Genomic DNA, 12,302 nt, shown 5'->3' on the forward strand with positions numbered 1-12,302 from the left:
GTCTGTTTCCGCGTGGATTGTTTCCATGTAGACAAAATAGCGGGCGCATGTCAACGTCCCTCGCCAGGGAAACGCGATGCGGGAGAGGGCCGGGATGTCCTTTGCAACACAGCTCGAGACCACATGCCTCATGCTGCGCCACACGCCGGGCTGGGCCCGGGTGGCGGCGCTGCACGGCGAGGTGGATGACACGCTGGCCGAGGCGGTGATCGGCGAGGCGGCGAAGCTGGCGGAGGCGGTGATCGCCCCGCTCGACGCCGTGGCGGATCGCGAGGGTTGCCGGCTGGAGCAGGGCCGGGTGCGCACGCCGGCGGGCTTTCGCGAGGCGTTCCGCGCGCTGGGAGAGGGCGGCTGGATCGGGATGGACGTGCCGCAGGCGCTCGGCGGGCAGGGGCTGCCGCTCACCCTGCAGACCGCCTGCCAGACCTTCTTCGACCGCGCCTGCCCGGCCTTCGTGATGGCGCCGGGCCCGAGCCGCTGCGCCGCGGTGCTGCTGGCCGAACACGGCTCGGAGGCGCTGCGCGATGCCTGGGTGCCGGGGCTTGCGGCGGGAGACCGGGCGGCGACGATCTGCATCTCGGAGCCGGACGCGGGCTCGGACGTGGGGCGCATCCGCACCCGGGCGCGGCGCGGGCCGGACGGCAGCTGGCGCATCAGCGGCGAGAAGATCTGGATCAGCTTCGGCGACCATGACCTCGCGCCGCGCATCGGGCATTGCCTGCTGGCGCGGGCGGAGGGCGCGCCGGAGGGCACGCGCGGGCTGTCGCTGTTTCTCGTGCCCTCGGTGCGCGAGGACGGCAGCCGCAACGGCGTGGTCACCCGGCGGATCGAGGAGAAGCTGGGCCTGCACGGCTCGCCCACCTGCGCGCTCGGCTTCGAGGAGGCGGAGGGCTGGCTGGTGGGGGCGGAGGGGCGCGGGCTGGCGCAGCTCTTCACCATGATCGAGCGCATGCGGCTGCTCACGGCGAACCAGGGGCTGGGCATCGCCACCTCCGCCTGCGAGACCGCGCGCGCCTATGCCGCCGAGCGCCGGCAGGGCGGGCGGCCGGAGGCGCCGGCGGTGCCGATCGACACGCATCCGGACGTGCGCCGGCAGCTCGCCGGCATGGGCGCGCGCACCGAGGTGCTGCGCGCGCTGGTGCTCGAGCTTGCCACCACGCTCGACCTTGCGCGGATGGAGCCGGAGCCCGGAGCCCGGGCCGAGCGGGCAGCACTGGCCGGCTGGCTGCTGCCGCAGGCCAAGACCTTCGGTGCCGAGACCGGCTTCGACGTGGCCTCCGCCGCGATCCAGGTGCTGGGCGGGGCGGGATATACGCGTGAGTGGCCGGTGGAACGGGGCCTGCGCGACAGCCGGATCTTCGCGATCTACGAGGGGACGACCGGCATGCAGGCGCTCGATCTGCTCACCCGCCGGCTGTGGCGCGACGAGGGACGCGGCCTTGCGGCCTTCCGGCGGGCGATGGAGGCGGAGATCGCGGCCGCGCCGCCGGGGCCGGCCGCGCAGGCCCGGGCGCTGCTCGACGGGGTCCTGGCGCTCGCGGCCGACATGGACGCGCTGCGCGAGTGTCCGCGCGACGCGGAGGCGGGAGCCGACGGCTTCCTGCGCGCCGCCTGGTGTGCGACCTCGGCCTGGATGGCATTGCGGCTCCTGCGCCTCGGGGGCAGGGCGCCGCGGCTCGCCGCGCTCGGGGCGGTGCGGCTGGCGGCACTGCCGGGCGAACTGGCCCTGGCGGGCGCGAGCGCGCGCGGCGGCGCGGCGCTGGCCGACGCGGCGTTCGGCCCGCCCTGACCCGAAGCGGGCGCGGGGGGCACCAGCGCCGAGGAGGGCATCGAGCCCTCCCCGGCGCTCGCCACCGGCCGCGGGGCGGCCGGCGGCCCTGCGCGTCACCCGAGGTTGTCGCCCCCGGCGCCACGACGGCGGGGGGCGGCCGCGCTGCGCAGGAGAATCGACCGCCGTGCGCCGGGCGCCGGCGGCGTCCCTCCGGTGAGCAGCGGCTGGGGGCGGGCCCGGGGGGAATGACCGGAGGCCGCTGCGCGGCCCCGGAAGTGCTCGCCGGAGCGGCCTGCCGCTCGGCCCGAGGCTGCCGGGGGGCAGGATTCCGCCCGCGGGGACGCCGGGACGGACATAACGGGCTGGACAACGGTCACATTCAGGTCATCTTTCTGACCTAAGTTCGAAGCGCGCGGCATACCGTTCGTGCAGGGCCCGGCAGCGGGCGCCGCGATCTCGTGCCGGAGCAGGTACCGGCGTTGCGCAGACAAGGACACTGACAGACGAGGCTGCTTTTCCATCCATGTTCCACCGCCTGATCTCCCTCCTGAAAGCGATGATCTCTCCCCGTCCGCCTGCGCTGCAGGTGGCCGCCCTGTGTCATCGCGGCAGCGGAGCCGAGACCGAGGTGCTGCTGATCACCAGCCGTGGCACCGGGCGCTGGGTTTTGCCGAAGGGGTGGCCGATCAAGGGGTTGAGCGGCGCAGGCGCGGCACTGCGCGAGGCCTACGAGGAGGCCGGGGTGCAGGGCATCGCGCTGGCCGAGCCGGTGGGGCGCTACGGCTACGACAAGATCCTCGACAGCGGCCTGCCGCTGCCCTGCGAGGCGGCGGTCTATGCCGTGCAGGTGACCGGGATGCTGGAGAGCTACCCGGAGGCGGGGCAGCGCCGGCTTGCCTGGCAACGGCCCGCACGGGCCGCGGAACTGGTGGCCGAGCCGGGGCTGCAGGCCCTGCTGCGCCGCTTCACCGCGCCGCCCGCGGCCGCGGCGCAGGAGCGCGGGAGCGGGCCGGGCGCCTTCACCGGGCCGGGCCCCGGCACAGGCGGGACAGAACCGCCGGCCGCACTCGGGGCGGTGTCCTGACCCCCGCCGGGGGGGCGTGTCCGACCTTGCGCCCGGCGCGGGCGACACGCGGAAGCCGGCGCCCCGCCGGGGGAGGCCGCCATGGCTGACCCCAGGCGCACGCGCCCGCCCGCCGGCCCCGACGACAAGATCCTGACCGTGGACAAGGACCTGCGCCGCATCGGGCGGCTCGAGCAGGCGACGCTCTACCTCTCGCGCCCGCTGGTGGCGCCCAGCATCGCGCTGGTGGTGCTGCTCTTCGCGGCCCTGGGGGCGATGGTGGTGTTCCAGGGGTCGGCCCAGGGGTTGCTGCTGCCCGTGGCGGTGACGCTGGGCGCCTTCCTCGCGCTCAACATCGGGGCCAACGACGTCTCCAACAACATGGGGCCGCTGGTGGGCGCGCGGGTGCTCTCGATGGGCGGCGCCCTGGCGCTCGCGGCAGTGTGCGAGGTGCTCGGCGCGGTGCTGGCCGGGTCGGACGTGGCGGCGACCGTCGGCTCGGGCCTGGTGCGCGCGCCGGTGGGGGCCGACCCGCAGGTCTTCACCCTCGCGATGATCGCGGCGCTCGCGGCCTCGGCGCTCTGGCTCAACATCGCCACGCTGCTGGGCGCGCCGGTCTCGACGACCCACGCGGTGGTAGGCGCGGTCACCGGCAGCGGCTTCATGATGGCCGGGGCCGGGGCGGTGCACTGGGGCGCGCTGGGGCTGGTGGCCTCCGCCTGGCTCGCCTCGCCGCTGCTGGGCGGCGCCGTGGCGGCGGGCATGCTGCTCTTCGTGCACGCCGTCGTCCTCTCGCGCGAGGCGAAGATCGCCGCCGCGCGCTTCTGGGTGCCGGTGATGACGGGGGTGACGCTGGCGAGCTTCGCCGCCTTCCTCGCCGCAAGGGGGCTGCTGGCGCCGGGCGGTGGCCTGCGCGCCGTGGCACTGACGGGGCTCGGCTTCGGCGCGGCGGGCTTCCTGGGCATGCTGCCGATAACCCGGCGCCAGTCCCGGGGGCTGGAGGACCGCAACCGCGATCTCGCCCGGCTCTTCGCGCTGCCGCTGGTGCTGGCGGCCGCCCTGCTGTCCTTCGCGCACGGGGCCAATGACGTGGCCAACGTGGTCGGCCCGCTCAACGCCATCCTGCGCAACGCCGGCGAGGGCGGCAGCGCGGTGCTGCCCGGATGGGCGATGGCCGTGGGGGCCGGGGGCATCTCGGTGGGCATGCTGCTGTTCGGGCCGCGGCTGGTGCGGCTGGTGGGCCACGAGATCACCCGGCTGAACGCGGCGCGCAGCTTCTGCGTGCTGCTGGCCTCCTCGCTCACCGTGCTGGCGGCCTCCTCGCTCGGGCTGCCGGTGAGCTCGACGCATACGGCCATCGGCGCGCTCTTCGGCGTCGGCTTCTGCCGCGAGTGGTTCCTCGGGCGCGGCCGGCGGCGCAAGCAGGGCGGCAAGGGCGCGGGCCGGGAAGCCAATCTCGAGGACATGCACAACCGCCGGCTGGTGCGCCGCTCGCATGTGGTCACCATCCTCGCCGCCTGGGCGGTCACGGTGCCGGCCTCGGCACTGCTCTCGGGGCTGCTCTTTCTGCTGCTGCGCGCGATCGTGCTCTGAAGCCCGCCCGGGCCGGGCCGGCCCGCGCGCTTGCACAGTTTCCGGAAAGGTTCTACAGAGCATCCTGTGGCGATTTGGATGACCGGATTGCGGGCCACGTTAAACATGCCGCTAAAGAGGTCGAGGCGCTTCAGCCCCGATCCGACGGTCGGGGCTTTTGACTATGAAAGGCCGGGCGCGTGCCCGGTAACAGCGCGATGACCAACAGCTGGAACACCCGCACCAACCTCGTCCACGCCGGCACCCGCCGCAGCCAGTATGGCGAGACCTCCGAGGCGATCTTCCTCACGCAGGGCTATGTCTACCCCGATGGCGAGACCGCCGAGGCCCGTTTCAAGGGCGAGATCGAGGAGGAGGGCTTCGTCTATTCGCGCTACGCCAACCCCACGGTGCGGATGTTCGAGGAGCGTGTCGCGGCGCTGGAGGGGGCGGAGGACTGTTTCGCCACCGCCACCGGCATGGCGGCGGTGAACGGCGCGCTGTTCTGCCAACTCAGGGCCGGCGATCACATCGTCTCGGCGAAGGCGCTGTTCGGCTCCTGCCTCTACATCGTCGAGACCCTGCTGCCGCGCTTCGGCGTGGAGGTGACGCTGGTCGACGGCACCGACATCGAGGCCTGGCGCGCCGCGGTGCGCCCCGACACGAAGCTGGTGTTCTTCGAGGCGCTCTCCAACCCGACGCTGGAGGTGATCGACATTCCGGCGGTGGCCGAAATCGCCCATGCCGTGGGCGCGCGGGTGGTGGTCGACAACGTCTTCGCCACGCCGATCTTCCAGCGCTCGCTCGCGCTCGGCGCCGACGTGGTGGTGTACTCCGCCACCAAGCACATCGACGGGCAGGGCCGCTGCCTCGGCGGCGTGGTGCTGGGCACGCAGAAGTTCATCCGCGAGGAGCTCGAGACCTATCTCAAGCACACCGGCGCCTCGCTCTCGCCCTTCAACGCCTGGGTGATGCTCAAGGGGCTGGAGACGCTCGATCTGCGCTGCCGTGCCCAGGCCGAGGGCGCCGCCGCCGTGGCCGAGGCGCTCTCCGCGCATCCGGCGGTGGCGAAGGTGCTCTACCCGGGCCGCGCCGACCACCCGCAGAACGCCGTCGCCGCGCGGCAGATGAGCGCCGGTGGCACCATGCTCTCCTTCGATCTCAAGGGTGGCAAGGCGGCGGCCTTCCGCTTCCTCAAGGCGCTGGAGCTGGTGCTGATCTCCAACAACCTCGGGGATGCGAAGAGCCTCATCACCCATCCCGCCACCACCACCCACCAGCGGCTGAGCGAGGAGCTGCGCGCCGAGCTCGGCATCACCCCGGGCCTGCTGCGCCTCTCGGTGGGCATCGAGGCGCCGGAAGACCTCGTGGCCGACATCACCCGCGCGCTCGACGCCGCCGCCGGCTAAGCAAGTAACGGCAGGCGGGTTCGGCCCGAACGCCCCGACGTCACGCGCCGACTTCTTCGACAGTCGGCGCGATTGAGGGGTGTTCGCGGATCACGGATCTGCTAACTCTGGCTGGCAACCTGTCGTTGAGCTTATTCGGCGGGTGAACCGGAAGAGGTGAGCCTGCGTAGTCATTGGGGCGATGTCGTGCATGGCTGCGGCTTGCCCAAGGGGATTGAGAATGAATGTACAGCATGCCGGGATAGACCCGGATCAGGAAGGGGCGACGCAGGAGCGTCCGTCCCGCGAGGAAGCCGAGGCCGCCGTGCGCCTCCTGCTGCGTTGGGCCGGGGACGACCCGACCCGGGAGGGGTTGCTCGACACGCCCGGCCGCGTGGTGCGGGCCTACGAGCAGTGGTTCCGCGGCTACACCGAGGACCCGGCGCTGATGCTCAAGCGCACTTTCGAGGAGGTCGAGGGCTACGACGAGATGGTCGTGCTGCGCGACATCCGATTCGAGAGCTACTGCGAGCACCACATGGCGCCGATCATCGGCAAGGCCCATGTCGGCTACATTCCCACCGACCGGGTGGTGGGCATCTCCAAGCTCGCCCGCGTGGTGGACGCCTTCTCCAAGCGCCTGCAGGTGCAGGAGAAGATGACCGCCCAGATCGCCACGACGCTCTACGAGGTGCTGCGGCCCATCGGTGTCGCGGTGGTGGTGGAGGGCGAGCATCACTGCATGTCCACCCGCGGCGTGCACAAGCCCGGCGTCTCGATGGTGACCTCCACCATGCTGGGCATCTTCCGCGAGGATGACCGCACGCGGAAGGAATTCCTCTCCATCATCGGCAACCCGACCAACCGGATGAGCTGAGACCGGGCAGGGCGGCCGCACAGGCCGCCCGCCTCCCGCCCGCCGCCCGCCGGGGCGGCGCGCATGGCTTCTCCACCCCCCCTCCGCACCGGCCCGGTTTGGCGGCGGGGTCCGCGCACAGCCTTGCGCGAATCGCCCCCCGCCGGCCCCCGCGCGACCCTCGGGCGCAACCGCGGCTGCTTGACAGGCCGGGGCCCTGCCGCCAAGGCTGCCGCATGATCGACCCGCGCCCCGTTCTCTTCGTCATCGGAATCCTGATTGCGGGCCTCGGGGCCGTGATGCTGCTGCCGATGCTCGCCGACCTGCTGGCCGGAAACGGCAACTGGGGCGCCTTCGCCATCTGCGGCTTCCTGACCATGCTCACCGGGGCGGGGCTGATCCTGGGCTGCCGCGAGGCGCGCCGGCCGGGGCTGAGCATCCAGCAGACCTTCCTGCTCACCACGCTCACATGGGTGATCCTGCCGATCTTCGCCGCCATGCCGATGATGGCGGGCGCGCCGGGGGCGAGCTTCACCGATGCGTATTTCGAGGCGGTCTCGGGCCTTACCACCACCGGCTCCACCGTGTTCACCGGGCTCGAGGCGCTGCCGCAGGGCACCCGGCTGTGGCGCGGGCTGCTGCAATGGCTGGGCGGTATCGGGATCATCGTGGTCGCCATCGCGTTCCTGCCCTCGATGAAGGTGGGCGGCATGCAGTATTTCCGCTCCGAGGGTTTCGACACCATGGGCAAGATCCTGCCGCGCGCGGCGGAGATCGCGGGCTCGGTGTTCTGGGTGTACCTCATCTTCACCTTCGCCTGCCTGCTGGCCTACGAGGCGGTGGGGATGAGCTTCTTCGACGCCACCGTGCACGCGATGACCACCATCTCCACCGGCGGTTTCGCCAATTACGACGCCTCCTTCGGCGTGTTCCAGGGCCGGCCGGAATACGTGGCCTCGGTGTTCATGCTGCTCGCGAGCCTGCCCTTCGTGCGCTACGTGCAGATCCTGGCCGGCACCGCGCGGCCGCTGTTCCGCGACCCCCAGGTGCGCGCCTTCCTCGGCATCGTGGCGGGGCTCGTGGTGGTGGTGGCGCTCTACCGCATGATCACCCTGGGCGACGACCCCGAGCCCGCGCTGCGCGAGGCGCTGTTCAACATCACCTCGATCATCTCGGGCACCGGCTTTGCCTCGGTCGACTACATGCAATGGGGCAACTTCCCCGTGGCGCTGTTCTTCTTCATCGGCCTGCTGGGGGGCTGCACCGGCTCCACCTGCTGCTCGATCAAGATCTTCCGCTTCCAGATCGCGCTCTCGGCCATCTCGAGCCAGATCCGCACCATCCACTCGCCGCACGGCGTGTTCGTGCCGCGTTACGACGGCCGGCCGGTGCCGCGCGACGTGATCGACTCGGTGATGGCCTTCTTCGTGCTCTTCGGCTTCACGCTCGCGGCACTCTCGGTGGTGCTGGGCCTGCTGGGCCTCAACACCATCACCGCGGTCTCCGGCGCCGCCACGGCACTGGCGAACGTGGGCCCGGGGCTGGGCAGCATCATCGGGCCGGCGGGCAATTTCGCCACCCTCGACGCGCCGGTGAAATGGGTGCTCTCCGCCGCCATGCTGATCGGGCGGCTGGAGATCTTCGCGGTCTACGTGCTCTTCACCACCCGGTTCTGGCGGGACTGAAGCGCGCCCCCCCCGGCGCGCCCGGCCCGCCCGGCGCGCAAGTCCGATTGACCCCCGGGGGCGGCACGCCTATGGTCCGCGCGCCCGAGACAGGCCCGAGACACGGGGGGCAGGAGGCCCAGACCATGACCACGACCGCACCGCGTTCCTTCCAGGAAATCATCCTGCGACTGCAGACCTACTGGGCCGGCAAGGGCTGCGCCATCCTCCAGCCCTACGACATGGAAGTGGGCGCCGGCACCTTCCACCCGGCCACCACCCTGCGCGCGCTCGGCTCGAAGGCCTGGGCGGCCGCCTACGTGCAGCCCTCCCGCCGCCCCACCGACGGGCGCTACGGCGAAAACCCCAACCGCCTGCAGCACTACTACCAGTACCAGGTGCTGATCAAACCGAGCCCGCCCGACCTGCAGGCCCTCTACCTCGGCTCCCTCGAGGCGATCGGCATCGACATGGCTCTGCACGACATCCGCTTCGTGGAGGACGACTGGGAGAGCCCGACGCTCGGCGCCTGGGGCCTTGGCTGGGAGGTGTGGTGCGACGGCATGGAGGTCTCGCAGTTCACCTATTTCCAGCAGGTCGGCGGGCATGACTGCAAGCCGGTCTCGGGCGAGCTCACCTACGGGCTCGAGCGCCTCGCCATGTACGTGCTGGGCATCGACCACGTGATGGACATGCCCTTCAACGACCCCTCGGCGCCCATCCCGCTCACCTATGGCGACGTGTTCCGCCAGACCGAGCAGGAATACAGCCGCTGGAACTTCGACCAGGCCGACACCGACACGCTGCTGAAGCATTTCGAGGACGCCGAGGCCGAGTGCCGCCGCATCATCGAGGCCCCCGCGGAGGATCCCAAGACCGGCCGGCGCATCGTGATGGCCCACCCGGCCTATGACCAGTGCATCAAGGCCAGTCACCTGTTCAACCTGCTCGACGCCCGCGGCGTGATCTCGGTGACCGAGCGGCAGGCCTATATCGGCCGGGTGCGCGCGCTCGCCAGGCTCTGCGCCGACGCCTTCGTGACCACCGAGGCCGGCGGCTTCGACGGGCAGGCGGCCTGAGGCGGCGATGAACCTTCTCGGCTTCCTCTCCTGGTTCGGGCTCTGGGTGCTGCTGCCGCTGGCGGTGATCGTGATCAGCGTGGTGACGCTGATCTCCCTCACCGAGCGGCGGCGGGCAGGGCGCCCGGAGGGGCGTTCCGCCTCGCTCTCGGGGCGCACGCTGGCCATCGGCCTGTTCGGCTTCGCGCTCATCTTCGGTGTCGCGCTGTGGTGGAACCAGACCCATGCCTGGTACGAGGAGGTGACCGGCGTGGACCTGGTGCGCGCCGATGGCCGGGAGATCCCGGTCTCGGGCTACCAGGGCCTCGACGGCAACAGCCCGCTGAAGCTGCGCGCCTGCTTCACGGTCGACCCCGCCGATTTCGAGGGCGTGCCCGTGGCGACCGACGCCACCCCCCTCGGCACCCCCGACTGGTTCGGCTGCTACGACGAGGCGGCGCTGACCGACGATCTCGCCGCCGGCCGCGCCACCCCCTATCTTGCCGGCAACAACGAGCCGCAGGACTTCGAACGCATCATCGCCGTCTACCCCGACGGCCGCGCCTATCTCTGGCGCCAGCTCAACGAAAAGTACCGGGACTGACCCCATGGCTGACCTTCTGATCGAGCTCTTCTCCGAGGAAATCCCCGCCCGCATGCAGGCGGGCGCCGTCGCCGACCTGCGCAAGCTGGTGACCGATGGTCTCGTGGAGGCCGGCCTCACCTATTCCTCGGCCGCCGGTTTCGCCACGCCGCGCCGGCTCACGCTCGCCCTCTCCGACCTGCCCGCCATGACCCGCGCCACCCGCGAGGAGCGCAAGGGCCCGCGCGTGGACGCGCCGGAGAAGGCGCTGGAGGGCTTCCTGCGCTCCACCGGCCTCACGAAGGACCAGCTCGAGGCGCGGGACGACAAGAAGGGCCAGGTCTGGTTCGCCGTGATCGACCGCCCCGGCCGCGCCGCCGAGGAGGTGATCGCCGAGGTGCTCGAGGCCGCCATCCGCAACTTCCCTTGGCCGAAGTCGATGCGCTGGGGCGCGGGCAACCTGCGCTGGGTGCGCCCGCTCCACTCCATCCTGTGCATCCTGACCGATGAGGCCGGCGCCCGTGTGGTGCCGCTCGAGGTCGAGGGCATCACGGCGGGGGACAGCACCGAGGGCCACCGCTTCATGGCGCCGGGGCGCTTCTCCGTCACCTCCTTCGAGGATTACGCGGCGAAGCTCTCGGCGGCGAAGGTGATGCTCAACCCGCAGGACCGCGCCGAGCACATCTGGTCCGACGCCACCTCGCAGGCCTTCGCCCAGGGGCTGGAGATCGTCGAGGACAAGGCGCTGCTCGCCGAGGTCTCCGGCCTCGTCGAGTTCCCGGTGGTGCTGATGGGCGAGATCCGCGAGGAGTTCCTTGGCCTGCCCCCCGAAGTGCTGCAGACCTCGATGCGCGAGCACCAGAAGTTCTTCTCGGTGAAGAACCCCAAGACCGGGCGCATCGAGAAATACGTCACCGTCGCCAACCGCGAGACCGCCGACGGCGGCGCCACCATCCTGCACGGCAACGGCAAGGTGCTGGCCGCCCGCCTCTCCGACGGCAAGTTCTTCTGGGAGAACGACCTGCGCACGGTGGAGCGGCAGGGCATGGAGGGCATGGCCGCCCCGTTGATGAACGTGACCTTCCACAACCGGCTGGGCATGCAGGGCGCGCGCGTGGAGCGCCTCACCGTGCTCGCCCGCGCCATCGCCCCGCTGGTCGGCGCGGATGCCGACATGGCCGCCCAGGCCGCAAAGGTGGCCAAGGCCGATCTCTGCTCGGAGATGGTCTACGAGTTCCCCGAGCTTCAGGGGTTGATGGGCCGCTACTATGCCCGCCATGCCGGGCTCGACGAGGCCGTGGCCGCCGCGGCGCAGGAGCATTACTCGCCCCTCGGCCCGTCCGACGCGGTGCCCACCGCGCCGGTCTCCGTCGCCGTGGCGCTGGCCGACAAGATCGACACGCTCGCCGGCTTCTGGGCCATCGACGAGAAGCCCACCGGCTCGAAGGACCCCTATGCCCTGCGCCGCGCCGCCCTCGGCGTGATCCGGCTGATCCTGGAGAACGGCGTCTCCGTGCCGCTCGACGCGCTGGTGAACATGGCGCGCGACGCCTATGTCGGCGTGTACCAGCGCATCGGCCGGCCGCGGCTTATCGAGCAGATCCGCGCCGATCTCGCCAGCGCCGCCGACCTCTCGCACTTCCTCTCGGAGGAGGACAAGGCCGAGCTGGAGACGCTGGAGGCGAGCTACGAGCAGGCCGAGTTCATCGCCGACCGGCAGATGGGCCTGCACAATTTCAAGCTCGACGCCCGCTTCGAGGCGGTGCGCGCCGACCTGCTCTCGTTCTTCGCCGACCGGCTGAAGGTGCACCTGCGCGGCGAGGGCGTGCGGCATGACATCATCGACGCCTGCTTCCAGCTTGGCGGGCAGAACGACCTCGTGCTTCTTGTCAAGCGCGTCAAGGCCTTGCAGGCGGTTCTTGAGACGGAGGAGGGGGCAAACCTGCTCGCCGGCTACAAGCGCGCCAACAACATCCTCACCGCCGAGGAGAAGAAGGACGGGGTGGAGTATTCGCTCGACCCCAACCCGAAATTCGCCGAGGGCGACGAGGAGAAGGCGCTGTTCGCCGCCCTCGATGCCGCCGAGCCGAGTATCGTCGAGGCGCTCGCCGCCCAGGATTTCACCGCCGCCATGGGCGCGCTCGCCACCCTGCGCGCGCCCATCGACGCCTTCTTCGACAAGGTGGTGGTGAACTCGGACAACCAGATCGTGCGCCGCAACCGGCTCTGCCTGCTGCACCGGGTGCGCAAGGTGATGGAACAGGCAGCGGTGCTCTCGGCCATCGAGGGCTGAGACCGGCCGGCGCCCGGCGCGCCGGCCCGCGCGGCGCGAAACCCGGCCCCGGGG

Annotated in this window: 9 protein-coding genes and 1 riboswitch; all 9 genes read left to right on the forward strand. The window is 71.5% G+C overall.

From position 1 onward, the window contains the following. Positions 1–94 precede the first annotated feature (94 nt). The 9 genes from D3P35_RS00560 to glyS all read left to right on the forward strand — a co-directional run bounded on the left by D3P35_RS00560 (position 95) and on the right by glyS (position 12,248). Complete coding sequence (locus D3P35_RS00560; protein WP_118132505.1) at positions 95–1,789, forward strand: acyl-CoA dehydrogenase family protein; 1,695 nt, start codon at positions 95–97, stop codon at positions 1,787–1,789. A gap of 538 nt (positions 1,790–2,327) precedes the next feature. Next, the gene (locus D3P35_RS00565; RefSeq protein WP_370029757.1) at positions 2,328–2,855 is read left to right on the forward strand and encodes an NUDIX hydrolase; all 528 of its coding nucleotides are present in this window, start codon (positions 2,328–2,330) and stop codon (positions 2,853–2,855) included. Positions 2,856–2,936: 81 nt separating this feature from the next. Then, on the forward strand, positions 2,937–4,427 hold the full coding sequence (locus D3P35_RS00570; protein ID WP_118132507.1) for an inorganic phosphate transporter: 1,491 nt from the start codon (positions 2,937–2,939) through the stop codon (positions 4,425–4,427). 56 nt (positions 4,428–4,483) lie between these two features. Next, a riboswitch (SAM riboswitch) is annotated at positions 4,484–4,563 on the forward strand. A 61-nt stretch (positions 4,564–4,624) separates the two neighbouring features. Next, on the forward strand, positions 4,625–5,815 hold the full coding sequence (gene metZ, locus D3P35_RS00575) for an O-succinylhomoserine sulfhydrylase (RefSeq protein WP_118132508.1): 1,191 nt from the start codon (positions 4,625–4,627) through the stop codon (positions 5,813–5,815). A gap of 220 nt (positions 5,816–6,035) precedes the next feature. Next, a complete protein-coding gene (folE, locus tag D3P35_RS00580) occupies positions 6,036–6,671 on the forward strand; it encodes a GTP cyclohydrolase I FolE (protein ID WP_118132509.1) in 636 nt (211 codons plus the stop codon). Between the two features lie 215 nt (positions 6,672–6,886). Beyond that, positions 6,887–8,335, forward strand: coding sequence for a TrkH family potassium uptake protein (locus D3P35_RS00585; protein ID WP_118132510.1), 1,449 nt, complete (start codon positions 6,887–6,889; stop codon positions 8,333–8,335). Positions 8,336–8,460: 125 nt separating this feature from the next. Then, positions 8,461–9,393, forward strand: a complete 933-nt coding sequence (locus tag D3P35_RS00590) for a glycine--tRNA ligase subunit alpha (protein ID WP_118132511.1) — start codon at positions 8,461–8,463, stop codon at positions 9,391–9,393. Between the two features lie 7 nt (positions 9,394–9,400). Then, positions 9,401–9,976 carry a DUF6446 family protein gene (locus D3P35_RS00595; RefSeq protein ID WP_118132512.1) on the forward strand — a complete coding sequence of 192 codons (576 nt, stop codon included), beginning with the start codon at positions 9,401–9,403 and terminating at the stop codon, positions 9,974–9,976. A 4-nt stretch (positions 9,977–9,980) separates the two neighbouring features. Further along, the gene (gene glyS / locus D3P35_RS00600; protein WP_118132513.1) at positions 9,981–12,248 is read left to right on the forward strand and encodes a glycine--tRNA ligase subunit beta; all 2,268 of its coding nucleotides are present in this window, start codon (positions 9,981–9,983) and stop codon (positions 12,246–12,248) included. Positions 12,249–12,302: the final 54 nt, after the last annotated feature.

It is taken from the genome of Oceanicella sp. SM1341 (assembly GCF_003448965.1).
Taxonomy (GTDB): domain Bacteria; phylum Pseudomonadota; class Alphaproteobacteria; order Rhodobacterales; family Rhodobacteraceae; genus Paroceanicella.